The 24,333-nt window shown below is 66.0% G+C and carries 23 protein-coding genes and 1 tRNA gene; 11 read left to right on the top strand and 13 right to left on the bottom strand.

The window, feature by feature from the left end; genetic code table 11:
* Positions 1 to 84: 84 nt before the first annotated feature.
* The gene (gene mnmG, locus ACK4FK_RS13615; protein ID WP_409745508.1) at positions 85 to 1,977 is read right to left on the bottom strand and encodes a tRNA uridine-5-carboxymethylaminomethyl(34) synthesis enzyme MnmG; all 1,893 of its coding nucleotides are present in this window, start codon (positions 1,975 to 1,977) and stop codon (positions 85 to 87) included.
* 325 nt (positions 1,978 to 2,302) lie between these two features.
* On the opposite strand from mnmG, the gene ACK4FK_RS13610 reads away from it, so the two are divergent.
* From ACK4FK_RS13610 to ACK4FK_RS13580, 7 genes are all read left to right on the top strand, one after another.
* A complete protein-coding gene (locus tag ACK4FK_RS13610) occupies positions 2,303 to 4,078 on the top strand; it encodes a PAS domain-containing sensor histidine kinase (RefSeq protein ID WP_409745507.1) in 1,776 nt (591 codons plus the stop codon).
* Positions 4,075 to 4,458: a response regulator gene (locus ACK4FK_RS13605; RefSeq protein ID WP_409745506.1), complete on the top strand. Its 384-nt coding sequence runs from the start codon at positions 4,075 to 4,077 to the stop codon at positions 4,456 to 4,458. Before ACK4FK_RS13610 ends, ACK4FK_RS13605 begins: the two co-directional genes overlap by 4 nt.
* Positions 4,455 to 4,880, top strand: a complete 426-nt coding sequence (locus ACK4FK_RS13600) for a response regulator (RefSeq protein ID WP_409745505.1) — start codon at positions 4,455 to 4,457, stop codon at positions 4,878 to 4,880. The genes ACK4FK_RS13605 and ACK4FK_RS13600 overlap by 4 nt, the downstream gene beginning before the upstream one ends.
* 76 nt (positions 4,881 to 4,956) lie before the next feature.
* Positions 4,957 to 5,751 (top strand): MOSC domain-containing protein, encoded by a 795-nt coding sequence (locus ACK4FK_RS13595; protein WP_409745504.1) that lies wholly within the window; start codon positions 4,957 to 4,959, stop codon positions 5,749 to 5,751.
* A gap of 16 nt (positions 5,752 to 5,767) precedes the next feature.
* On the top strand, positions 5,768 to 6,556 hold the full coding sequence (locus ACK4FK_RS13590; RefSeq protein ID WP_409745503.1) for an alpha/beta fold hydrolase: 789 nt from the start codon (positions 5,768 to 5,770) through the stop codon (positions 6,554 to 6,556).
* Between the two features lie 110 nt (positions 6,557 to 6,666).
* On the top strand, positions 6,667 to 7,182 hold the full coding sequence (locus ACK4FK_RS13585; RefSeq protein ID WP_409745502.1) for a PAS domain-containing protein: 516 nt from the start codon (positions 6,667 to 6,669) through the stop codon (positions 7,180 to 7,182).
* A gap of 120 nt (positions 7,183 to 7,302) precedes the next feature.
* Positions 7,303 to 7,704, top strand: coding sequence for a hypothetical protein (locus ACK4FK_RS13580; protein ID WP_409745501.1), 402 nt, complete (start codon positions 7,303 to 7,305; stop codon positions 7,702 to 7,704).
* Here ACK4FK_RS13580 and ACK4FK_RS13575 read toward each other — a convergent pair.
* The 5 genes from ACK4FK_RS13575 to ACK4FK_RS13555 form a co-directional block, all read right to left on the bottom strand.
* Positions 7,701 to 8,273, bottom strand: coding sequence for a GNAT family N-acetyltransferase (locus tag ACK4FK_RS13575; RefSeq protein WP_409745500.1), 573 nt, complete (start codon positions 8,271 to 8,273; stop codon positions 7,701 to 7,703). The two genes, ACK4FK_RS13580 and ACK4FK_RS13575, sit on opposite strands and share 4 nt — an antisense overlap.
* Positions 8,270 to 8,809, bottom strand: a complete 540-nt coding sequence (locus tag ACK4FK_RS13570) for a PAS domain-containing protein (protein ID WP_409745499.1) — start codon at positions 8,807 to 8,809, stop codon at positions 8,270 to 8,272. Before ACK4FK_RS13570 ends, ACK4FK_RS13575 begins: the two co-directional genes overlap by 4 nt.
* 127 nt (positions 8,810 to 8,936) lie before the next feature.
* A complete protein-coding gene (gene mnmE, locus ACK4FK_RS13565) occupies positions 8,937 to 10,280 on the bottom strand; it encodes a tRNA uridine-5-carboxymethylaminomethyl(34) synthesis GTPase MnmE (RefSeq protein ID WP_409745498.1) in 1,344 nt (447 codons plus the stop codon).
* A gap of 136 nt (positions 10,281 to 10,416) precedes the next feature.
* Positions 10,417 to 10,794, bottom strand: a complete 378-nt coding sequence (locus ACK4FK_RS13560) for a (2Fe-2S) ferredoxin domain-containing protein (RefSeq protein WP_409745497.1) — start codon at positions 10,792 to 10,794, stop codon at positions 10,417 to 10,419.
* A 5-nt stretch (positions 10,795 to 10,799) separates the two neighbouring features.
* Positions 10,800 to 11,045: a DUF6489 family protein gene (locus tag ACK4FK_RS13555; RefSeq protein ID WP_374301718.1), complete on the bottom strand. Its 246-nt coding sequence runs from the start codon at positions 11,043 to 11,045 to the stop codon at positions 10,800 to 10,802.
* A 55-nt stretch (positions 11,046 to 11,100) separates the two neighbouring features.
* Between ACK4FK_RS13555 and ACK4FK_RS13550 the strand changes: the two genes are divergently transcribed.
* Complete coding sequence (locus tag ACK4FK_RS13550) at positions 11,101 to 13,179, top strand: thioredoxin domain-containing protein (RefSeq protein ID WP_409745496.1); 2,079 nt, start codon at positions 11,101 to 11,103, stop codon at positions 13,177 to 13,179.
* Between the two features lie 15 nt (positions 13,180 to 13,194).
* Here ACK4FK_RS13550 and ACK4FK_RS13545 read toward each other — a convergent pair whose 3' ends face one another.
* On the bottom strand, positions 13,195 to 14,388 hold the full coding sequence (locus ACK4FK_RS13545; RefSeq protein WP_409745495.1) for an acyl-CoA dehydrogenase family protein: 1,194 nt from the start codon (positions 14,386 to 14,388) through the stop codon (positions 13,195 to 13,197).
* A 245-nt stretch (positions 14,389 to 14,633) separates the two neighbouring features.
* On the opposite strand from ACK4FK_RS13545, the gene egtB reads away from it, so the two are divergent.
* Positions 14,634 to 15,968: an ergothioneine biosynthesis protein EgtB gene (gene egtB, locus ACK4FK_RS13540; RefSeq protein ID WP_409745494.1), complete on the top strand. Its 1,335-nt coding sequence runs from the start codon at positions 14,634 to 14,636 to the stop codon at positions 15,966 to 15,968.
* A complete protein-coding gene (gene egtD, locus ACK4FK_RS13535) occupies positions 15,965 to 16,954 on the top strand; it encodes an L-histidine N(alpha)-methyltransferase (protein ID WP_409745493.1) in 990 nt (329 codons plus the stop codon). The genes egtB and egtD overlap by 4 nt, the downstream gene beginning before the upstream one ends.
* 3 nt (positions 16,955 to 16,957) lie before the next feature.
* On the opposite strand, the gene ACK4FK_RS13530 is transcribed toward egtD, so the two are convergent.
* The 6 genes from ACK4FK_RS13530 to ACK4FK_RS13505 form a co-directional block, all read right to left on the bottom strand.
* On the bottom strand, positions 16,958 to 18,085 hold the full coding sequence (locus ACK4FK_RS13530; protein WP_409745492.1) for an ABC transporter permease: 1,128 nt from the start codon (positions 18,083 to 18,085) through the stop codon (positions 16,958 to 16,960).
* A 2-nt stretch (positions 18,086 to 18,087) separates the two neighbouring features.
* Positions 18,088 to 20,820 (bottom strand): ribosome-associated ATPase/putative transporter RbbA, encoded by a 2,733-nt coding sequence (rbbA, locus tag ACK4FK_RS13525; protein WP_409745491.1) that lies wholly within the window; start codon positions 20,818 to 20,820, stop codon positions 18,088 to 18,090.
* Positions 20,817 to 21,818 (bottom strand): HlyD family secretion protein, encoded by a 1,002-nt coding sequence (locus tag ACK4FK_RS13520; protein WP_409745490.1) that lies wholly within the window; start codon positions 21,816 to 21,818, stop codon positions 20,817 to 20,819. Before ACK4FK_RS13520 ends, rbbA begins: the two co-directional genes overlap by 4 nt.
* Positions 21,819 to 21,956: 138 nt before the next feature.
* A complete protein-coding gene (locus tag ACK4FK_RS13515; protein ID WP_409745489.1) occupies positions 21,957 to 22,262 on the bottom strand; it encodes a DUF3861 domain-containing protein in 306 nt (101 codons plus the stop codon).
* A 66-nt stretch (positions 22,263 to 22,328) separates the two neighbouring features.
* Positions 22,329 to 22,970, bottom strand: a complete 642-nt coding sequence (locus tag ACK4FK_RS13510; RefSeq protein ID WP_409745488.1) for a PadR family transcriptional regulator — start codon at positions 22,968 to 22,970, stop codon at positions 22,329 to 22,331.
* Positions 22,971 to 23,067: 97 nt separating this feature from the next.
* Positions 23,068 to 23,154 (bottom strand) — tRNA-Leu (locus ACK4FK_RS13505).
* Between the two features lie 107 nt (positions 23,155 to 23,261).
* On the opposite strand from ACK4FK_RS13505, the gene ACK4FK_RS13500 reads away from it, so the two are divergent.
* Entirely contained in the window at positions 23,262 to 24,290 is a 1,029-nt protein-coding gene (locus tag ACK4FK_RS13500; RefSeq protein WP_409745487.1) for a DUF2332 domain-containing protein, read from the top strand.
* Positions 24,291 to 24,333: the final 43 nt, after the last annotated feature.

Here is a 24,333-nt window from a genome sequence, read left to right as displayed (position 1 = left end):
GGGTTATGGCGCATGGCGGCGACATTGTCAGGTGTTTCCCGTGGAAAAGCCGGCCGACGAAAAAATGAAAATGGCGGAAAACCGCTATTCGGCGGCTTCGATGCCCTGCCGGCGGGCTTTTTTGACATAGCCCAGCAGGGCCGAAAGCGCTGCCGGGGTGACGCCTGAGATGCGGGCGGCCTGGCCCAGGGTGGCCGGCCGGTGCTGCTTCAGCTTGGTCCGCACCTCGTTGGAGAGGCCGCCGATGGCGTCGTAATCCAGCCCCTCGGGCAGCACCAGGCCCTCGTCCTTGCGGAAGGCCAGGATATCGGCCTCCTGCCGCTCCATGTAGCCGGCATACCGCCCGTCGATCTCCAGCTGCTCGACCACGTCAGGGCGCAGGCCATGCAGTTCGGGCCAGATTTCGGCCAGCCGGGCCACGGTCATGTCGGGGTAGCCCAGCAGGGTGGCGGCCGAGCGGATCTGGCCGTCCTGGTTCACGTTCAGGCCGCGCCTGACCAGTTCGGGCGGGGTGAGTTTCAGGGCGCGGACCAGCGCGCGGGCCTCAGCGAGAGCTTTTTCCTTGGTTTTCCAGGCTGTTTCACGGGAAACACCAATGCAGCCGACCGCCAGCCCCAGCGGGGTGAGGCGCTGGTCGGCATTGTCGGCGCGCAGGCTCAGGCGGTATTCCGCCCGGCTGGTGAACATGCGGTAGGGCTCGCGGGTGCCGAGGCTGACCAGATCGTCGATCAGCACGCCGATATAGGCATCGGCGCGATCCAGAACAAAGGACCGCCCTCCTCCGGCCGCAAGCGCGGCATTCAGGCCGGCAATCAGCCCCTGGGCGGCAGCTTCCTCATAGCCGGTGGTGCCGTTGATCTGGCCGGCCAGATACAGGCCGGGCTGCCGCTTGGTCTCCAAAGTCGGCTTCAATTCACGTGGATCAACGAAATCATACTCGATGGCATAGCCCGGCCGCAGCATGACGGCGTTTTCCAGGCCCGGAATGGTCTTCAGCAGTCCGGTCTGCACGTCGCGCGGCAGCGAGGTGGAGATTCCGTTGGGATAGACGGTGTCGTCGTCCAGCCCTTCCGGCTCCAGGAAGATCTGGTGCCGCTCGCGTTCGGCGAAGCGTACCACCTTGTCCTCGATGGACGGGCAATAGCGCGGGCCGGTGCTTTCGATCTGGCCAGAATACATCGGCGCACGATGCAGGTTGTCGCGGATCAGCGCATGGCCTGCGGGCGAGGTATAGGTGACGCCGCATTCGATCTGCGGCGTGGTGATGCGCTCGGTCAGGAAGCTGAACGGCACCGGCGGATCATCGGCGCCCTGCATCTCCAGAGACGCCCAGTCGATGCTTTTGCCATCCAGCCGCGGCGGCGTGCCGGTTTTTAACCGACCCAGCGAAAAGCCGCATTTTTCAAGGGTTTTTGAGAGGCCAAGCGACGGCGCCTCGCCCACTCGGCCGGCCGGAATCTTCTCTTCGCCAATATGGATGAGGCCCCGCAGGAAGGTGCCGGTGGTGAGGATCACCCTGGGCGCGGCGAAGAAGCTGCCGTCGCTGGCCAGCACGCCCTTCACCTCGCCATGCTCGATGCGGATATCCTCCGCCGAGGCCGCATGAATGGTGAGATTGGCCTGCTCCATCAGCACGGCCTGCATGGCCTGGCGATACAGCTTGCGGTCGGCCTGGCTGCGCGGGCCACGCACCGCGGGGCCCTTGGATTTGTTGAGCATGCGGAACTGGATGCCGGCGGCATCGATCACCCGGCCCATCACGCCGTCCAGCGCATCGATCTCGCGCACCAGATGGCCCTTGGCCAGGCCGCCGATGGCCGGGTTGCACGACATCTCGCCGATCGTCTCGATCTTGTGGGTCAGCAGCAGGGTGCGCGCGCCGAGCCGCGCAGATGCTGCAGCCGCCTCGCAGCCGGCATGGCCGCCGCCGATCACGATCACATCGAATGATCTTGAGACATCAAAAGAACCGCTCATGGCGCGGGGGTATAGGTCAGGTGGCCGGGGCCGTCAAAAGGAATCGCGGCCAAGGGACCAGAGAGCATCGGGCCACGGGAAAAAGGGGGTGTTTCACGTGAAACACCCCAGAGGGGATACTGGAGGGAAATCGGCTGTTTCACGTGAAACACCCGGCTATAGTCCATATGTACCTTGTTTGTTCGAAATCATCAAGGCAAAATTTCCAGCCCCACCGCAGGTGGAAACAAAATACGGCCATTACCCAGATTGTCCCCGCTTCGCGCAAAAATTATCGTCCTCCCTTAACCGCGCGGGAAACGTGCATTGCGCAACGGGCAGGGCCATGGCGCAGCTGGGGAACTCCACGCTGGAAAAATACGCCGACCGGATTCGGGTCCATCAGGGCGTCCATCTGGTGCGGATGATGCCGTTTCCGATTTTCGGCAATCTCACCATCATCGCCCTGGTCGCGTTCAACGCGCCGCGCGTTGCGCTCGACAGCTGGGCCTATCTTCCCCTGGCCACCGAAGGGCTGCTGCTGGTGCCGCTGTTTCTGGCCTGGTGGCGACTGAAAGGCGCGCCGCCGCCAACCACAGTCAGCCAGCGCCGCATCCGCAGCGCCAGCATTCATTCCGCCCTGCTCGGCCTGTGCTGGGCGATTGCCACGCTGCTGATGTTTCCGCAGATGAATGCCACCCAACAGACTCTGCATGGCGCCATGATGTCTGTGCTGGTGATCGGCGCCGCCGCCTCGATCTCCTATGTGCCGCTGGCCTGCCTGCTCTATGCCGGCCAGATCCTGTTTGCGCTGCTGCTCAGCGTGATCCTGTTCGACCGGACGGAGAGCTACGCCCTGGGACTGGCCTCGGCCACGATGTGCGGTGCCTTCCTCTTTGTGCAACGCTTGAGCTGGCGTAATTTCCTTGAATATGTCGAACGCTCGGAAAGCTACTCGGCCCTGCTGGCCGAACAGCTCGAGGCCCAGCAAGCAGCCGCCGAGGCGCAGCGGCAGATCATCGAGGCTGCCCCCTTCGCGCTGGTCCTCATCAATGGCGACCGGCCGATCTATGCCAGCCAGCGCGCCTATGAACTGTTCGGCATCCCCACCGCCGAATCCCTGCGCGACGGAACGCACAGCAATCGGCCCTTCTTCGTCAACCCGGAGGATTACGCCATCCTGACGAAGAAACACAGGGCCATGGAATCATATGACGAGTACGAGGCCCAGCTCTATGACATCAAGGGCAGCAAATTCTGGGCGCAGATTTCGGGCCGGCCGATCATGCACAAGGGCCTGCAATGCTGGGTCAACGCCTTTGTTATCATCGAGGAGCGCAAGCGGATCGAGCAGGCGCTGGCCAAGGCCAAGGAGCAGGCCGAGCGCGCCTCCCATGCCAAGACCGATTTCCTCGCCAATATGAGCCACGAACTGCGCACGCCGCTGAATGCCATCATCGGTTATTCCGAAATCCTGCTGGAGGAAGCCGAGGACGACGGCAAGAGCGACTTTGTCGCCGACCTGCAGAAAATCCGCTCGTCCGGCCGGCATATCCTGGCCCTGATCAACGACATCCTCGACCTCTCCAAGATCGAAGCCGGCAAGATGGAGCTGCTGTCCGAACGCGTCGTGCTGGACGACCTGCTGGGCGATGTCACCGCCGTGATCCGAAACCTCATGGCCAAGAACGGCAACCGCTTCACGGTCGAGAACACGGCCCGCGTCAAGGCGCTGTGGACCGACGTGACCAAAGTGCGACAGATCGTCATCAACCTGCTCAGCAATGCCGGAAAGTTCACCAGCCAGGGCAAGGTCGTCCTCGGCGTCGCCTCGTTCGAGCGCGACGGCATGGATTGGCTCAGCATCAAGGTCAGCGATACCGGTGTCGGCATCACGCCGGAAAAACTGGATGCGGTGTTCAACGAATATGATCGCGGCGATGCCAGCACAGCACGGCGTTATGGCGGCACCGGCCTTGGCCTTGCACTGAGCCGCAAGATTGCGCGCCTGCTCGGCGGCGACATAACCGTGACTTCGACCATTGGCGCCGGATCGACCTTCGAATTCACCATGCCCGCAAGGCTGGAAACCCCATCGGACAGGATTTCGGCGGAGACATGACTGCGAAACTGCTGCTGGTCGAGGATAACGAGATGAATCGCGATATGCTGTCGCGCCGCCTACGCAAGCAGGGTTTTTCCGTCTGCATAGCCGTCGATGGCGAGGCGGCGCTCGATGTCGCCCCGCGTGAAATGCCCGACCTGATCCTGATGGATGTCGGCCTGGGGGATGGTATCGACGGCATGGAAACCACCCGCCGCCTGAAAACCGATCCGCGCACGGCGGCCATCCCGGTGATTGCACTGACGGCCCACGCACTGGCTACCGACCGCGAGCGCTGCCTGGCTGTCGGCTGCGCCGATTACGATACAAAGCCGATCGACCTCGAGCGCCTGCTGGCCAAGATCGCGGCCCTGATTGGCCCGGAGGCCCGATCATGACGCTCGTCAAGCCGGCTTACGCCATCTATCGCATCCTGGTGGTCGACGACCAGACGGAAATGCTCACCCTGCTGCAGCGCATGCTGAAAAGCATTGGTTTCAGCCAGATATGGACGGCGACCAATGTGCAGGACGCCTTGCAGATGCTGAACGAGCGGCCGTTCAACCTTCTGCTGACCGACTACAACATGATGGGCAATACCGGACTGGAACTGGTGCGGAAAGTTCGGGCCGGCAGCCCGGGCTGGTCGACCCGGGCCGATCTGCCGATCATCATGATCACCGGCCATGGCGAGCGCGATTACGTGCTGGCGGCGCGCCAGGCGGGGGTGAGTGCCTTCCTGGTCAAGCCGGTCAGCCGCGACCAGCTTGAGGAAAAAGCCGCCGCCGTACTCGCCAGGGTGCCGCCGCCGGCAGCCTGAAGCCTGCGATACGGAGGGACAATACGGTGGCAATTCCGCCATTGACCGCGGCTTTGCCGTTCCGCATGGTCTGGCCATGACCCAGCCGCACGCCACCCTCGCCCGCATCCACCGTTTCCCCGTGAAGGGCCTGAGCCCGCAGCCCCTGGAACAGGCGGCGCTGACGCCCGACCAGCCGATTGCCGGCGACCGCCGCTTTGCGCTGGCCCATGGCGCGTCGGCCTTCGATCCGCAGAAGCCGGCCTTCCAGAAGAAGGCACATTTCCTCACCTGGGTGCGCAATCCGAAACTGGCCGCCCTGCATTGCGCCTTCGATCCCACGGGCACGAAGATCACCGTGGCCGATCCCGATCCGGAAACATCCGAGGGCCGGCTGGATGATGCCGACCTGACCACGGCGGAAGGCCGCGCCGCGCTGGCACGGCTGGTGCTGCAGGCCATGGGCGAGACGCAGACGCGCGGCAGCGTTCGCGTGGCCGAGGCGCCGGGCGCTTGGTTCGCCGATGTGCCCGAGCCTTATGTTTCGATCCAGAACACCGCCAGCTTGCGCGACATCGGCGCGAAGATGGGCATCCCCGCGCCGCTCGACTGGCGCCGCCTGCGCGGCAATCTGCTGGTGGACGGCTTCGATGCCTGGGCCGAAATGAACTGGATCGGCGCGCGCCTGCAGATCGGCGGCGCGATCCTGGAAGTGGCCGAGATCATCGGCCGTTGTGCCGCCACCCATGTAAATCCCGATACGGCCGAGGCCGATCTCGATCTGCTCTCGGGCCTGCGCGGCCACTACGGCCATACCCAGTGCGGCGTCTATGCCCGCGTGATCGAGGGCGGCACCATCCGCCTGGGCGACAGCGTCGCGCGCATCTACTGATCCCGCGCATCCAGCCATGGGCCAGCGGCATTTCCTGCACCGCGACGGCGTGAAGCTCTCGTATGTCGATTTCGGCGGCGATGCCGCGCGCACCGTGGTGGCCTTGCATGGCCGCGCCGGCTGCGCCCGCAATTACGCCCCGCTCGCCCATGCGCTCAAGCCCGACTGGCGCGTGGTCGGCATGGACCAGCGCGGCCATGGCTGGAGCGAGCATGCCAACGACCGCAGCCGCGATGCCTTCATCGCTGATGCTGCAGCCGTGATCGAGCATCTGGCCTGCGGGCCCGTGATGCTGACCGGGCATTCCTTCGGCGGCGTGAATGCCTATCAGCTCGCCGCCCGCCGGCCCGATCTGGTGCGCGGCCTGATCGTGGAGGATATCGGCTGCCGCTTCGGGCCAGCCAGACCGGGCGAATCCTGGCCGCTTCGGTGGGACAGCCTGGATGCCCTGCTGGACCACATGCGCGGCTCGGATTTTGGGCTCGACCGCTATTTCCTCGACAGCCTGGTGGAATACGAGGATGGCTGGGGCTTCCGCTTTTCCGATGCCTGGCACGAGCCGGCCCGCGCCGCCCTGGTGGGCGACTGGAGCGACGACTGGGCGGCGATCCGCTGCCCCATCCTGCTGATCCACGGCACCACCAGCCGCTTTGTCACCACGGATGAAATCCGGCGCATGGCAGCGCTCAATCCGCGCACTCAAACAGCTATCTTCGAGGGCGCCGGCCATGTCCTGCATGACGAACGCCCGGCCGAGTTCACGCAGGTTTTACGGCGCTTCCTGGCCTCTGCCGAAGCGGCATGACGCTTGCGCCGCGCCGCGTCCGGCGCCAGGTTTTTACCTTGGCAAACCCCCGCCGTCTTGTCAGTTTGTGACTATCATATCTGCTAGGCATATCTGCTAGGCGCATTCCCTTGCCCGACCCCGATGACGACCCCTGGGCGCTGCCCGCCGGTGCCGAATGCGACCCCGCCTTCGCCCGGCTGCATGCCTACTGGCGCAGCAAGACGAAACCCGGTCGCCTTCCGGCGCGGCGCGATATCGATCCGTTGGAGATTCCGCGCGACCTGCTGACCGGCATCGCCCTGCTGGAAATCGAGCAGCATGCCGACAGGCGGCGCTACCGCCTGCGCCTGTTTGGCAGCGACCTTGAGGCGATGACCGGCGGCACCGACGGCACCGGCAGTTATTACGACGAACTGACCCACCAGCCGGGTCTGTATGAAAAACTGGATGCCGCGCTGGGCAGCCTGATCGCCGGGCGCAAGCCGATTTATGTCGCCGCCCCCTCTGGCGGCGCCGGCCGCGGTTTCCTGTGGTTCGGCCGCCTTGCCCTGCCGCTGGCCGCCGACGGCCAGACCGTGGATATGATTCTCGCTCTCGTCCGCCCACTGCCCAGACCTCCCGCCACCCTGCCGCCGGCGGGCTGACGCCCCAGGCCCGAGCGGCTGACGGGCAAACTCCTACAAAAGGCCATGGCTGCGCCCATCCGGCGCCACATTCGGGCTGCCTCATGGCAGCATGATCCATCCTGCCTACAAGGTGCTGTCATGAACCAGCTTGCCGCATTGCTGCTGCTGGGCGCGCTCGGTGGCGGCACCGTTGCCCAGCCAGTTCAGGCCCAGACGCCCGCGCCGCTCGCCCCCGCAGCCCAAACGCCCGCCCCCGAACCGCCCAAGCTGGCCGAGCCTCCCAATCTCGACGAACCGGATGGCCCGCCGGCCGGGTCGCTGTCGCTGTCGCAGATCATCATCCAGATCGAAAGCCGGCCCGACATGGCTTTCATCCGGGATATCGACTGGCAGGATGGGCGCTACGAGATCGAATACCGCACCCGCGACGGCCGCGACCGGGTGCTCAAGATCGACCCCCGCACCGGACGACCCATTTACGGTAATTCTGGGGAAGGCAGCCTGCCCGTGCCGCGCTGGCCGCAGCAGGGTTCGCTTTAGGCCTGGCCGGTCGCCGGGGCCGACCATTCGCTGCGCAGCAAGGCGAACAGGTCGCTGTCGCGCCATACGCCGCGCATGTTGAAATTCTGCCGCAGCCGGCCTTCCTGCCGGAAGCCGAGTTTCTGCAGCACCGCATGGCTGCGCGCATTCTCCACATCGGCCAGCGCCGTGATCCGGTGCAGCTCCAGGTCTGCAAAGCCGAAGCGCAGGATTTCGCGCATCGCCTCCGAGGCATAGCCGCGTCCGCGCAAGCTGCCGTCAAACGAAAAGCCGATATTGCCCTGGCGGTGTTCGGGCGAGGCGATGCTTAAGCGCACCATGCCGATGGCGCGGCTCAAGGCCTGTTCCTCCACGGCGAAGATCCAGTCGCGGCCCGATGGATTGGCGGCATCCCGCACCCGCGCGGCCACGAAACGCGCCACCAGTTCAGGCGTCAGCGCCGGCCCGGGCAGGAAACGCCAGAAATCCTCGCGCACCGCAAACGCCGCGAAGGCCGCTTCATCGGCCGGCTTGAAGGCGCGCAGCAGCAGCCGGCCGGTGGCGAATTGCGGAAAGAGGTCGCCGCTCATGCCGCCCCGCCTGATGTCGCTTCGTCGGGATGATAAAGCGTGCAGAGCATGATCATGTCGGCCGCCCGGTTCGGATGCGGCGTGTCCTCGCGCGACAGCGGCAGGGCCAGGCCGGTGAACCGCACCCAGTCCAGGCCGTCGCGCCCCACCTTCTGCTGCACGCTGGCCCAGCGCGGTTCCCCGCGCTGCAGCACCTCACGCCAGTCCGCCATCATCGCAGCCAGCCCCCCTTCCGGCCCGTCCTTCAGCTCGGCTTCGTCGCGGGTCAGGCCGGTCAGGTCGCGGCCGAAGAACTGGCGAAAATTGGTGCCGACCAGGCGGAAGCGGATGCGCATGGGCTGCAGGCGCTCAACCTCGATCAGCAGCAGGTATTTCAGCAGCAGCGGGATATCGAGCGGATCGATATCGGCCCGCGATGGCCAGGGCCGGCCGGCGCGCTTGCCCTGCCAGTAGGCATGCAGCTCGGCCAACGGCCCGGGCGGCAGGGTGGTCATGTCCCACGAACTGCCCTGAACATCATAGGCGGGAATGATCATCGACCAGCTTCTGCCATCCGACAGCTCCCCCAAAGCCCTTCAACTATCCGACACGAGCGGCGGCTTGGCTATCGGGATGGCGGGGAAACAGGCGAAATTTTGGAACACGGTAAACGGCCGAGGCCGCTCACTTGCCGATGCAGAAGTCGCGGAAGATCACGTCCAGCAGGTCTTCCACGTCGATGCGGCCGGTGATGCGGCCCAGCGCGCGGGCCGCCAGCCGCACATCCTCGGCGGCGAGTTCCGGTGCCGGGTTGTTGCGGCCGTTGCCGGTGAGGAAACGATCCAGCGCCGCCACGCAGTCGGTCAGCGCCTCGCGGTGGCGCGCGCGGGTCAGCGTGGCCGAGCCAGTCATGCCGATGCGCGCTACCACGTCCTTCTCCAGCGCATCGAGCAGCGCGCTCATGCCCGCGCCGTTGCGCACCGAAACGCCCAGCACGGGTCGGCCGTTGACCTCGTAGCCCGCCGGGATGCTGGCGGCGTCGGTCTTGTTAGCCACCACGATGGCATCCGTGTCGATCAGCGCCAGGGTTTCCTTCGGTACGCTCTTTTTCGTTGCGTCCAGCACCACAAGTTTCAGGTCGGCCGCCTCGGCGCGTTTCAGCGCGCGCGCCACGCCTTCGCTTTCGATTCTGTCGGCGCTGTCGCGCAGGCCGGCCGTATCGGCCAGGATCACGGGATAGCCGCCCAGATCCAGATGCACCTCGATCACGTCGCGCGTGGTGCCGGGAATCTCGGAGACGATCGCCGCCTCACGATTGCTGAGCGCATTGAGCAGCGACGACTTGCCCACATTCGGCGCACCCAGGATCGCCACCATCAACCCGTCGCGCAGCCGCTCGCCGCGCCGGTTGTCGGCCAGATGGGCGGCAATCTCCTCGCGCAGGCGCGCAATCTGCGGCATCACTTCCGCCGCCACGCCGGCGGGCAGGTCCTCGTCGGGGAAATCGATATCGGCTTCCAGATGCGCCAGCGCCCGCGTGAGCTGGTTGCGCCAGCCCTCGTAAAGCTGGCCCAGCGCACCCTGCATCTGGCGCAAAGCCTGTTTGCGTTGCGCTTCAGTCTCGGCATTGATCAGGTCGCCCAGGCCCTCGGCCTCGGTGAGGTCTAGCTTGCCGTTCTCAAACGCCCGGCGGCTGAATTCGCCCGGTTCGGCCAGGCGCAGGCCGGGCAGCCTGGCCAGCGCCTCGAACAGCGCCGCCAGCACGGCGCGGCCGCCATGCACCTGCAGCTCCACCACATCCTCGCCGGTGAAGCTGTGCGGGCGCGGAAACCACAGCACCATGCCCTCGTCCAGCAGCGTGCCATCCTCGGCGCGCAGCCGGCGCAGAGAAGCGCTGCGCGGTCGCGGCAACACGCCGCCAATCAGGGCCAGCAAGGCATCGCCCGCCTGCGGCCCGCTGATGCGGATCACGGCGACGCCGGCGCGGCCGGGCGCGGTGGAGAGCGCGTAGATGGTCTGCGGGGTCATGACGTTCATTCCCCCAAAGCCGTCATGCCACGGCTCGTCCGTGGCATCCACGTCTCACTTTTACACGCAAAACACTCGTGGATGCCCGGGCCAAACCCGGGCATGACGATAGAGAGATGGATGGCCATCCCCATCCTTACTTCAGCTTGGCGCGATGGTCCGGTCCGTCTTCGGGCTTGAGCATCAGCCGCGCCACCCGGCCGCCCTGGCGGACATGCACCTCAAGGATCTCGTCGATATCCTCGAAGGTCTCGGCGCGATACCACACGCCGTCGGGATAGATCACGATGGTCGGCCCCAGCTCGCAGCGCTCCAGGCAGCCGGCATTGTTCACCCGCACGCCGTCTTCCAGGCCCATCCCCAGTTCCTTGGCGCGGGTTTTCATGTAGTTGCGCAGCTTCTCGGCACCCTTGCGCGCGCAGGAGCCGCGCGGATGGTTTTCCGGCCGCTCGTTGGTGCAGACGAAGATATGCGCCCGGTAGAAGGGTTTGGGATCGCTGGGCAATACAGTCATGGCGCTTATTTCTTGTCCGAACCGCCGCCAGGGAACTGGCTGAAAAAGAATTTCTGGATCTGCTCGAGATTCTGCAGTCCCAGCGGCGCCCAGGTCTTGAGCAGGGTCTCGGGGTCCATCGCGCTGAGCGAATTCATCATGCGGTCCTGCATCTGGCGCATGACCGCCTCCTGCAGGGGCTGCACATCGGGCAGGCCCAGGAAACGCCGGGCCTCTTCCGGAGTGCAATCGACATTGACAGTGACCTTCATTGTCGCACCATACTTGTCTGAAACGCCGAAACGGGAAGCAGGACAAATACCTAGCATGGCCGCCGCCCCCTTGTCAGGGACCAACACCGCGAATCTGGACCGCAACAACCTGGACCGGGCCGCTTCGCCATACCTGCAGCAGCATAAGGACAATCCGGTCCACTGGCAGGTCTGGAGCCCCCAGGTGCTGGCCGCCGCCCAGGCGCTGAACAAGCCCATCCTGCTCAGCGTGGGCTATGCCGCCTGCCACTGGTGCCATGTGATGGCCCATGAAAGTTTCGAGAACCCGCAGATCGCCGCGGTGATGAACGATCTGTACGTCAACATCAAGGTCGACCGCGAGGAACGGCCGGATATCGATACCCTCTACATGAATGCCCTGCACATCCTGGGCGAACAGGGCGGCTGGCCGCTCACCATGTTCCTCACGCCCAAGGGCGAGCCCTTCTGGGGCGGCACATACTTTCCTCCCGAGCCGCGCTACGGCCGGCCCGGCTTCGTCGAGGTGCTGCAGAAGGTGTTCGAGGCCTGGCGCGACAAGCCGCAATCGGTGGCGCAGAACGTGAAGATGCTGGTGGGTGGCCTGCGCAACATGGCCAAGCCGCAATCACGCGACCGGCTGAACCTGAACAACGACGTACTCGACCAGGTGGCGGCGCAGATCCTCACCCATGTCGATCCTGAACATGGCGGCGTGGGCGGCGCGCCGAAATTCCCTCAAGTGGGCCTGTTCGACCTGCTGTGGCGCGCCTGGCTGCGCACCGGCGAACCCGAATACGCCAGGGCCGTGACCAACACGATCGCACGCATGGCCCAGGGCGGCATCTACGATCATCTGGGCGGCGGCTTCGCGCGCTATTCCACCGACGCGGAATGGCTGGCGCCGCATTTCGAGAAGATGCTCTACGACAACGCCCAGCTTCTTTCGCATATGGCGATGGTGGAGGCCGAGACGGGTGACGCGCTCCTGCGCCACCGCGTGATGGAAACCGTGGGCTGGCTGCTGCGCGAGATGGTGACGGCTGATGGAGCCTTCGCCGCAACACAAGATGCGGACTCGGAAGGCGAGGAAGGCAAGTTCTATGTCTGGCAGAAGGCCGAGATCGAACAGATTCTCGGCCCCGAGGATGCCGCGCTGTTCTGCGCCGCCTATGACGTGACGGATGCCGGCAACTGGGAACACAAGACCATCCTGCGCCGCTCGCTCGAACCCGACCTGAAGGATGCCGACACGGAAGCCAGACTGGCCGCCTGTCGCGCCAGGCTGCTGGCGGTGCGGAACACACGCGTGAAGCCGGGCTGGGACGACAAGGTGCTGGCCGACTGGAACGGGCTGATGATCGCAGCCCTGGCCGAACTGTCGCGCCAGTATCGCCAGCCCGCATGGCTGGAGGCGGCCGAACGCGCCTATGCCTTCATCGTCAACACCATGAGCGTGGGCGAAGCCAAGCTGGGCCACAGCTGGCGCAACGACATCCTGGTCTTCCCCGGCCTGCTCGACGATTACGCTGCGATGATGCGCGCCGCCCTGGCGCTGCATGAGGCCACCGGCAGCCCGGATTACCTGCGCCAGGCGCAGGCCTGGGCCGAAACGGTGGAGGCCGACTATGCCGATGCGGTGAATGGCGGTTATTTCCTGACCTCGCGCGAAGCGGAAAACCTGGTGGCACGCACGCGCCATGCCGCCGACAACGCCACGCCGGCCGGCAACGGCCTGCTGGTCGGCGTGTTTGCGCGGCTGTGGTACCTGACCGGCAACGTGGAATGGCGCGAGCGGGCGCAGAACCTGCTGGATGCCTTCTCGGCCGATGCGGCACGCAATTTCTTTCCGATGGGCAGCTACCTGAACGGCTTCGACCTGTTCGCCAATGCGGTGCAGGTGGCGATCATCGGCCGGCGCGGCGACGCCGCCACCGAGGCACTGATCGATGCGGCCTATGGCGTGTCGGTACCCAACCGGATCGTGCAGGTGATCGACCCGCTGGCCCCCATCCCGGAAAACCATCCCGCCTGCGGCAAGGCGCAGATCGACGGTACCGCCACCGCCTATGTCTGCCTCGGCCCCACCTGCGGCCTGCCGGTCACCGCGCCGGCCGAACTCGTCGTGGCGATGAAGGCGACCCGGGCGGTTTAGGGGCGGGCCGCCCCGCTAGATCTGCGCGTCATCCATCGGCAGGCCCAGGCCCGCGCGGCCGATCACCTCCCAGGTGGCCGGAGCGGTCATCATGTGCTGCGTGGTCACATGCACGTCGCGGAAGGCGCGCTGCAGGGGCGAGGCGGTGAACACGGCCGAGCCGCCGGCCATAATGTAAAGCCGCTTCACGGCATCGGCGCTGGCATGCGCCGCATGCGTCGCCGCCTGGCGCAAAGCCACGCGCCGCTGCAGCGATACGGTGCTGCCGGGTTTCGCCTCACCCAGTTCGGCCATCGCCGCCTCCGCCATGGCATGCAGATGACTGCGCGCCGCCAGCACGGATGCCTCGGCCTGGGCGAACTCGGCCTGCACGGTGGCGCGTTCGGCCAGGCGGCGGCTGGAACCCTGCGGCGTTTTCGCGCCGGCCAGCGCGGCGAAATCGCGCAGCGCGCCCCCGGCGATCCCTAAGGCCACCGCGGCGATGCCCAGTCCGAGCAGGGCAAAGACGGGGAAGGCGAAGCAGACGCCGGGCCGCAGCACCGGGCTGGAAAACAGCGACACGGCGTGATCGTGCGGAATCAGCAGATCGCGCACCTCGAAATCGCCGCTGCCGGTGCCGCACAGGCCCATGGCCTGCCAGGTATCGTGGAAGATCACGTCCTTCGCCGGCAGGATCATCATGGTCACGTCGGGCTGGCCGTTGGGCAGGCGGCGCGGCGTCGGCCGGCCCTCGGCATCGGGTGGACCATCCATCAGCAGGCAGCCGGCAAAAATCCAGTGCGCGTTGCGCGTGCCGCTGCCCCAGCCCCAGCAGCCGCGCACGCGCCAATGGCCGTCTTCCGGCAGAGCGCGACCCATCGGCGCAAACACGCCTGCGGTGACGGTGAGCGGATCGGCGAATATCTCGCGCACCACCTTGTCCGGCAGGCGCCCGGCGGAAATCGCCGCGGTCGCGCCGATCATCAGGCACCAGCCGGCCGCCGCATCGCCGCCGGCAATCGTCTCGATCAGGTCAAGCAAGGTGGCGGGATCGACTCCGGCGCCGCCGCAATCGGGCGGCAGCGCCGCGCGATACAGTCCGGCCTGCGCCATGGCAGCAGCGATATCATTGGGCAGATAGCGCGCCTGCTCGATTTCGGCGCTGCGCTGGCGGAAAGACGCTGCAAGTTCGGTGGCGCGGCTGACCAGCGCTGCTGCCATTTTTGTCATGGTTCCTCCCGACCTCTTTTGCCGGGCGGACAGAAAATGTCGGTTCCGTCACATTTTCGCCTTGCCCTGTGGCGTAGGCTAGCTATCTGACCGAAAGAGCAAAAGAGCGGGCCGCACCGCCGAGGGATCATTTCTTGATATCGGGCATGCTTTTCACCATGCCGGAACCATAGCCGCAGCAAGTCGTTGAATTCTCAGTATTGAATCAAGAATTATCGCGGCGCCGCAGGGGAGCAGAACGAGCGATGAGTGCAGCCCTCACCATCGAGGCCGGCTTCGACGGCGGCGGCACGCGGCGCCAATCCGCGCGCGCCGCGCTGCTGGCGTCCTATAACACCGTGCGCGGACTGACCGAAGCGCTGGCCGCGCCGCTGTCGCCGGAAGACCAGCAGCTGCAGTCGATGCCCGATGCCAGCCCGACCAAGTGGCATCGCGCCCATGTCACCTGGTTTTTCGAAACCTTCATCCTGCAGCCGCACAAGCCGGGCTACTGCGCCTTCGACGAACATTTCAGTTATCTGTTCAATTCCTATTACGAGGCGATCGGCGCGCGCCACCCCCGCCCCGAACGCGGTCTGATCAGCCGGCCCACGGCCGCCACCGTCACGCAATATCGCCATTATGTCGATGTGGCGATGACCGACCTGCTGGACTGCGCCGACGATGCCCTGCTGGTCACGCTCGCGCCGCTGATCGCGCTGGGCCTGGCGCATGAGCAACAGCATCAGGAACTGCTGCTCACCGACATCAAGCACGCCTTCTCGAGACATCCCTTCGCGCCGACCTATCAGCCGCCGCCGGGTTTCACGCGGCACGATCCGCCGCCGATGGAATTTCTCGATTTCGAAGGCGGCATCGCCGAGATCGGCCATGACGGCCCCGGTCAAACCAGCGGGGATTTTGCCTTCGACAACGAAGGCCCGCGCCATCGCGTGCTGCTGCATCCCTTCCGGCTGGCGACGCGGCCGGTCACCTGCGGCGAGTATCTCGAGTTCATGGCCGATGGCGGCTACGAGCGGCCGGACTTCTGGCTGTCCGATGGCTGGGCGATGGCGCAGCGCGAGGGCTGGCAGGCACCGCTCTACTGGTCGCGCGATCCCCATCGCGACAGCTGGCAGGTCTTCACCCTGCTCGGCCGGCGCGCCGTCGATCCGGCCGAACCGGTCTGCCATGTCTCGTTCTACGAGGCCGCCGCCTACGCCGCCTGGGCCGGCAAGCGCCTGCCGACCGAGGCCGAATGGGAACATGCCGCGGTTTCGGGCCGTGCCGAACACACCGGCGGTTTCCTCGACCGCCAGCATCCCCATCCGCGTGCCCTGCTGGATGGTGGCGATGCAAAGCTGCGCGGTTACGGCGAGGTGTGGGAATGGACACGTTCGGGCTACGAGCCCTATCCCGGCTTCAAACCGGCGGCCGGCGCCATCGGCGAATATAACGGCAAGTTCATGGTAGGGCAGATCGTGCTGCGCGGCGGCTCCTGCGCCACGCCGCATGGCCATATCCGGCCCAGCTACCGCAATTTCTTCCCGCCGGCGGCGCGCTGGCAGTTTTCCGGCATCCGGCTGGCGGAGGATCTATGAACCATATCATCCTGCAACGCCGCGAGCCGGCGCCGCCCGATCCAGCCCTCCGCGCTTTTGCCGCCGATGTGCAGGCCGGCCTGTCGGCTGCACGGAAAAGCCTGCCGGCGAAATACTTCTACGACCGGCGCGGCTCGGAACTCTTCGAGCAGATCTGCATGCTGCCGGAATACTATCCGACGCGCACCGAGATCGGGCTGTTGCGCCGCCATGGCCGCGAGATGGCCGGACTGATCGGGCCCGAGGCCGAGATCGTCGAATTCGGCGCAGGCGCGCTGGTGAAGATCCGCCTGCTGCTGGATGCGCTGGACAGGCCGCGCGGCTTCCTGCCCATCGACATTTCCGGTGCGCATTTAAGCGACGCGGCGGCGGCCCTGATGCGCGACCATCCCGGCCTGCGGGTGCGCGTGATGGCTGGCGATTTCACCGCGCCCGACCTGGTTCTGCCCGCGCGCCTGCCCGGTTCGCGCGGCCGGGCCGGCTTTTTTCCCGGCTCGACAATCGGCAATTTCACGCCCGAGGAAGCGCTGGGCTTCCTGCGCAGCGCGGCCCGCATGCTGGGCGAAGGCAACACGGGCAACGGCGGCCTGCTGATCGGCGTCGACCTGGTGAAAGAGCCCGGGCTGCTGCATGCCGCCTACAACGATGCCGCCGGCGTGACGGCCGCCTTCAACCTCAACCTGCTTCGGCGCATCAACCGCGAGCTCGGCGGCGATTTCGTGCTCGAACGCTTTGCCCATTACGCCTTCTACCAGCCGCAGCGCCGGCGCATCGAAATGCACCTGGTCAGTCTGGCGGCGCAGAGCGTGCGCATCGGCGGCCGGCGCTACGATTTCGCCGCCGGCGAATCCATCCATACCGAGAATTCCTACAAATACACCCTGGGCGGTTTCCACAGACTGGCGGAGCAGGCCGGCTTCCGCCCCGCCGCAGTGTGGACCGATCCGGATGACCTGTTCAGCCTGCACTGGCTGGCGCTCGACTGACGTTTACTGCTGCTGGCTGAGGAAGTCGCGGAAACGCATCAGGCTGAAGGCAAAGGCGGCCGCGCCCATGGCCAGGATCGCCAGGAATTCCGGCCACACCACATCTAGCCCGGCCCCGCGCGACAGGATCGCCTGGGTCAGCGCCACGTAATGCTTGGTCGGCAGCAGTTGCACCGCCATCTGCAGCCAGTCGGGCATCGCCTCCAGCGGCGTAAAGGCGCCCGATAAAAGCTGCATCGGCATCTGCACCAGCATGAACAGCAGGGCGAACTGCGCCATGGTGCGCGCCAGGGTGGCGAGGAAAATCCCCAGGGCGGCGGCGAAGAACAGGTAGATCGCCGTGCCGGCATAGAACAGCAGCACCGATCCGGCCACCCGCAGGCCCAGCAGGGCCTGCAGCACCACGAACAGCGACACCAGCGACATCGCCATGATCACGCCGCCATTGGCAACGATCTTGGCCAGCATGATCTCGCTGGCGCGCACCGGCATGACCAGCAGATGCTCCAGCGTGCCGTGTTCGCGCTCGCGCATCAGCGCCGCCCCGGTCAGCAGGATGGCCAGCATGTTCAGCACCTGCAGCAGAGCCATGGCGCCGGTGAACCAGGTGGATTCCAGCGTCTGGTTGAAGGCGACCCGCAGCTTCAGCTCCACGGCATCATTGCCGGCGGCGGCAGCATCGCGCCGCAGGAAGCGGCCAATCTCGTCGCTGACGATGGAGTTGATATAATTGCCACCGATGCCAGCCTGCATCACGGCGGTGGCGTCGATCAGAAGCTGGATCTCCGGGCTGCGACCGGCCAGCACATCGGCCTGGAAATCGGGCGGGATGTTCAGCACGAAGGTGTAGCGCGCGTGATCCATGGCGCGATCCACTTCCTGCGGCGCCACCATCACCGGGGCCTGGAAACGCGGTGGCCGGAAAGCGTCGACGATGCGCTGGGACAGGGCCGAACGATCCTCGTCCACCACGCCCAGCGACGCCCGCACCAGGTCGTGCGACGTGCCGGTGGCCTGGGCATAGACCATCAGCGTGCAGGCATAGATCATGAAGACAAACAGCACGCGGTCGCGCAGCAGGCTGGTGATTTCCTTGCGGCAGAGCTGCCAGATGTTGCGCAGGCTCAGCATGCTCAGACCTCCTGCTTGCGCAGGAACAGCCAGGCCAACGCCAGCAGGACGGGCCAGAAGGCGGCGGTGGCCAGGATGAAGGGCATCAGGTCAACCAGCCCCAGCCCCTTGGTGAAGGCGCCCACGCTGGTGCGCAGGAAATAGGTGGCCGGAAAGCTGGAACCGATCACCCGTGCGCCGCCCTGCAGGGTGGAGACCGGCTGCATCAGGCCGGAGAAATGCACGGCCGGCATGATGGTCAGCACGGCGGTGCCGAACAGGGCCGCCACCTGGCTGCGGGTGAAGGACGAAGTCACCATGCCAATGCCGGTGCTGGCCAGAACGTAGAAAAAACCGCCGAGCAGCAGGCCCAGCAGGCTGCCTTTCAGCGGTACCCCGAACACGAACACCGCCATCCCGGTCAGCACCAGCACGTTCACATAGGCCAGCGCCACATAGGGCGCCTGCTTGCCCAGCAGGAATTCCAGCTTGCGCACCGGCGTGACATACAGATTGATGATCGAGCCGCGCTCGCGCTCCGACACAACGCCCAGCGTGGCAAGGATCGCCGGGATCAGCATCAGCATCATGGCAAACAGGGCCGGCACCATGGCGTCGATGCTGCGGAAAGCCTGGTTGTAGCGATAGCGCATCACCAGGCTGGCCGGCCGGCTCACGCTGATGCCCTGCTGGCGCGCCAGTTCGGCCAGGAAGCTGGCATGGGCGCCATTCACATAACCCTCGATGGTCTCGGCGCGGAACGGCATGCCGCCATCGATCCAGACCGATACCTCCGGCGCACGGCCGCGCCGCAGGTCGGCACCGAAATTGGGCGGGATTTCGATGGCCAGCGCGATCGCATTGCCGCGCAGGCGCCGCACCAGCGCGTCCTCGTCAGGCGCATCGGCCTCGCGTTTGAAATACGACGAACCGGAATAGGTCTCCACATAGGCGCGGCTTTCCGGCGTGCGGTCATGGTCCAGCACCGAGAAGGTGACGTTGTCGACATCGAAGGTGATGCCGAAGCCGAACACCAGCATCAGGATCACGGTGCCAAACAGCGCGAAGGCCAGGCGGATCGGATCGCGCAGCAATTCGATGCTTTCGCGCCAGGCATAGGCGCGCAGGCGCCGTCCCGAGAACCATCCGCGCGGCGCGGCCGGCATTTCGGTCTCCGCGGCCATGATCGCGGGCGCGGCCTCCTCCACGCTGCGACCGCCCAGCTCCATATAGGCGATGAAGGCCTCTTCCAGGCTGGCGGCGTTCTGGGCCTGCTGCAGTTCCGCCGGCGCGCCGGTGGCGATCACGCGGCCGGCATGCATGAATGCGACACGATCGCAGCGCGTGGCTTCCATCATGTAGTGGGTGGAGATGAAGATGGTGACGCCCTGTTCGCGCGCCAGCCGCTGCAATTCGCGCCAGAAGCTTTCGCGCGCCACCGGATCGACGCCCGAGGTGGGTTCGTCCAGGATCAGGATCTCGGGCTCGTGAATGATGGCCACGGCCAGCGACAGCCGCTGGCGCACGCCCATCGGCAGGGTGTCGGCTATGGAATCCAGATGGTCGGCCAGATCGAAATGCCGCACCATTTCCTTGCAGCGCGCCAGCACGCGCGCATTGTCCAGGCCATAAAGCGCCGCGTGCAGCATCAGGTTCTGCCGCACCGTCAGCTCGCCATAGAGCGAAAAGCTCTGTGCCATGTAGCCGATGCGGCGGCGGATGGAAAAATCCCCGGCCGACACCGGCCGACCAAACAGGAAACCCTCGCCCTCCGTGGCCGGCAGCAGGCCGGTGAGCATCTTCATCGTCGTGGTCTTGCCGCAGCCATTGGAGCCGAGGAAACCGAAAATCTCGCCGCGCCGGATCGCCAGATCGACATGATCCACGGCGGTGAAATCGCCGAAGCGGCGCGTCAGGCCCTTGGCCGCGATCACCGGTTCTTCCGTCTCGCCGAAACGTGGTGGCGGCAGGGCCGGCTCGCCATCTAGTCCGCCGCGGCGGTCTTTGGGCAGCAAGGCGATGAAGGCCTGCTCTAGGCTCTGCGTGCCGCTCTGCGCCTTCAGCTCGGCCGGACTGCCGGCGGCCAGGATGCGACCCCGGTCCAGCATGATCACATGGCTGAAACGTTCGGCCTCGTCCATGGTGGAGGTGGCGACCAGCAGGGCCAGCTGCGGCCGGCTCTGGCGGATGGTCTCGATCAGGTCCCAGAACTGCCGGCGCGACAGCGGATCGACGCCGGTGGTGGGCTCGTCCAGGATCAGCAGATCGGGATCGTGCACCAGCGCGCAGCACAGGCCCAGCTTCTGCTTCATGCCGCCCGATAGCTTGTGCATCGGCCGGTCGGCAAAGGGTGCCAAGCCAGTGGCCTCAAGCAATACGGGGATGCGGCGTTCGCGTTCGGCATGGTCATGGCCGAACAGGCGGGCGAAGAAGGCGACGTTCTCCGTCACCGTCAGGTTGGCGTAGAGATTGCGGCCCAGGCCCTGCGGCATGTAGGCGATGCGCGGCTGCACGGCCTCGCGCGCGCGGCGGCTGGCATAATCGGCGCCGAGCGCCACGATGCGGCCCTGCTGCAGCTTCTTGGCGCCCGCCGCCAGGGCCAGCAGGGTCGATTTGCCCACGCCATCGGGACCAACCAGCGCCAGCGCCGCGCCCGGCGCCAGGTCGATGCTTACATCCTCCAGCGCGACGGCCTTGCCGTAGCGATGGCTGACATGGGCGATGCTCAGACCGCCAAGCGGGTCGCCGGCATTCATTGCGCCGCTTGGGTTGCGACTTTCGCCGTCAGGTCAGAGTCGAGCCAGGATGGCCAGGCAGCACTGGCGTCCAGCCGCACATAGGCCATGCCGGTCAGGCCGGTCTTCACCTGCTCCAGATATTCCTGCACCAGGCTCTGCGGCACGCGCGCCTTGATACGAAACATCATGCGCTCTCGTTCGCTGCGCGTCTCCACCTGATTGGGCGTAAACTGCGCCCGCGAGGACACGAACGACACCCGTGCCGGCACCGCGCGGGTGCTGGCGGCATCCAGCAGCAGCCGCGCCTCGGCGCCGATGGCCACGCGGCCAGCCGCTTCGGATGGCAGGAAGAAGGTCATGTAGACATCGGAAAGATCGAGCAGGGTGGCGACCTTGCCGCCGGCGCCCAGCACCTCGCCGGCCTCGGCCAGGCGAAACAGGATGCGGCCCGCGCGCGGCGCAGTGAGGACGCCGTCCTTCAGCAGGTCGCGGATGCGTTCGGCCTCGGCCTCCGCCACGCGGATCGCCGCATCGGCGGCACCGAGTTTGCTTTCCGCCGCCGCCAGAGCGGCTTCCGCCGTGCGGCGGATGTTGCGCTGCTGGTCGACTTTCTGCTCGGAGACGAAATTCTTGCCCGACAGCACCAGCGCGCGCTGCAGTTCCTTGTCGGCGAGGAAAAGCTCGCTCTGGCGCTGGTTGATCTCGGCCAGCACCTGGTTGCGCGACTGCTGCGCCTGAGCGATCTGGGCCTCCGCCGAACGCAGCTGCGCTTCCAGCTCACGGGTGTCGAGTTTTGCGATCACCTGGCCGGCCTGCACCAGATCGCCTTCCTCGACGCCCACTTCCAGCACGCGGGCGGCATATTTGGTGGCGATGTCGATTTCGTTGGCCTCGATGCGGCCATTGCCGGCAGCAAAGCCCGCCGGCAGCGCGGCGCGGCGCTGCTGCAGATACCACCAGCCACCGGCGCCGCCGGCCAGAACCACCAGCAGCAGGATCAGCACGATACGACGCATGGCAGCGGCCCCTCCGTCAGGCCCCGGGCCCCGGATCGGAGCGGCTCAAGGCTGCGCTGCCAGCCTTGATGCTGCATTGCGGTAAATCAAGCGAAAACCGGTAACCCGCGTCGATTGTGACGGCGGTCACCAGGCCATTCAGCCAGCCGGTGCGGAGCGGCCACGTTCCTTCAGGCCGCCGATGAAGGTGCGGATCGCCGGACTGAGGGCGGCGAACAGCGGATCGTCGCGGCGTTTCAGCATCACTTCGGAAAACAGTTTCAGTCCGATGCCCAGCGAGGCCGCCTCGTCAGGCTGGTATGCGCCGCTGGATCGCAGGCGCGCAACGATGCCCAGGATCTCGTCGTGATTCACCGCCTCGAAACACAGCGGCGGCTGAATCGGCGTGTGCTCGCGCGGGCCACCCAGATGCTCGATGGTGACGCGGTACCGATGACCTCGCATGCTATGGCCTTTCCAGGTTGCCAGATCGCTGCCCCACATGATTGCCTGCCCGATCATCTACCGCGGTCACTGCTGCCCGCGGATCTCCTTGGCCGCACGCACCAGGATGTCGATGATGCGGCGCTGTTCCTCCGGCGAGGCATCCTGCTTCTCCAGCAAGGCCAGTTTCAGATTGCGCCGCGCCGCACGCATGCTGCCGGACGCGCCGGCTTCGCCCTCGTCGGCATCCTCGCCGCCGCGGAAGAACTGTTTCGCCCGCGCCACCTTCTCGCCGATGCGGGCGAGCTGGCCCAGCATGGCGTCGGCCTGGGCGCGATGGTCGGCCAGATAGGCGGCGCCGGCTTCGGTTAGGCTGTAGAGTTTCTTGGTGCCCTCGGCCGCCACGCTGGCATGGCCGATTTCCTCCAGATAGGTCAGCGCCGGATAGATCACGCCGGGGCTGGGCGCGTAGAAGCCCGAGGAATGCTCCTCCAGCGCCTTGATGATCTCATAGCCATGGCGCGGCTTCTGCTCGAGCAGAGCCAGGATCAGCAGCTGAAGGTCGGCGGCGCTGACCATGCGGCTGGCGCGAAAGCCATGCCCGCCCAGGCCGCCCTCGTCATCGAAAAAGGCGGCGAACTTGCTGCGGAAAACGCCATGGCGACCGCCCCGACGCATGCAGCGATGCACGGCTTTTTCCCGCATCACATTGAAAATAAAAGGATTCATGTTTTCTCTAATCATACGATACTGTCTTTGGATGTATCTTAAGATATAGTTTGCGACAGCTATGTCAAGGCCGACGGCAAAAATCTGTCTGAAAGCGTGGTGCCCGCTGCCGGACTCGAACCGGCACGGCCTTGCGGCCTCGGGATTTTAAGTCCCGTGCGTCTACCAATTCCGCCAAGCGGGCAGGCGGTTCTGTCTACGCGCACCGCGCCACCATGGTCAATTGCCCGCCGATTGTCAGGGCACAATGCCGGGCTGGACCGAATCTGTGGCTCCCGCTCTGATACCGGCATGACCGTCGTCGCCCATTTCCGCCAGCAGGCCGACCAGTGCCGCGCGCTTGGCTCTCCCTTCACGGCCGCACTCCTGGATCTGGCCGCGGACAGCATCGGGGCCGGCGCCGACTGGGCGGTACCGCTGCGCGACTGGCGGGGCGATCCGCGCGCCGATGCGCTGGCCCTGCGGCTGGCCGGGGCGCTGCATCGCGCCATGCTGGATGGCGATGCCGAACTGACGTCCTGTTATGCGGCGCGGCAGATCGATGCAGCCCGACTGGATGCAGCCCTGCTGCGCCATGCGGAATTGCTGCGGCGCTATTTGCAAAGCGCGCCTCAGACCAACGATCCGCAGCGCTCTGCCATCCTGCTGGGCGGTTTCCTGCAGATCGCGCAACAGGTCGGGCCGCTGCCGCTGGATATCTGCGAAATCGGCGCCAGCGCCGGGCTGAACCAGTCGTGGTTCCGCTACGCCTATGATTTCGGCCACTGGCGCTGGGGCGACGAAGCGCAGGCCCCACTCACCCTGCGCGCCACCTGGAACGGAGCGCATCCGCCCGGCAGCCTGCCAGAGGTGCGCAATAGCGTCGCCTGCGACCTGGCACCAATCGATGCCCGCAATCCCGAGGATCGCCAGCGCCTGCTATCCTACATCTGGGCCGATCAGCCCGAGCGGCTGGAGCGGGTGCGGCACGCGCTGGATTTCGCCGCCCGCGAGGCGATCGGGGTGACCCGTGCCGCCGCCGCCGATTTCGTGGCGCGGGCGCTGCAAAGGCGCAAGCCGGGCGCGGCCTTTGTGCTCTGTCATTCCATCGTCTGGCAATATATCGAACCTGCCGAACAACGCCGCATCGCCGGCCTGATGCAGGCCGCCGGTGACACAGCCACGCCGCAGGCGCCGCTGGCCTGGCTGCGTTTTGAAAGCGGCGCGGCGCAGGATGGAGGCGAGCTGACATTGACGCTCTGGCCTGGTGGGATACCGCAGCCTCTGGCCGTCGCGGATTATCATGGCCGCTGGATACGGTGGCAGCCCAGACCTGACTGATCCAGTCACGCCGGATACTGCGTTTCCCGGCAGATACCGGCAC

It is taken from the genome of Ferrovibrio sp., assembly GCF_046297895.1.
Classification (GTDB): Bacteria; Pseudomonadota; Alphaproteobacteria; order Ferrovibrionales; family Ferrovibrionaceae; genus Ferrovibrio.
Note: the sequence above shows the minus strand (reverse complement) of the source record. Positions and strands in the feature narration are given on the sequence as shown.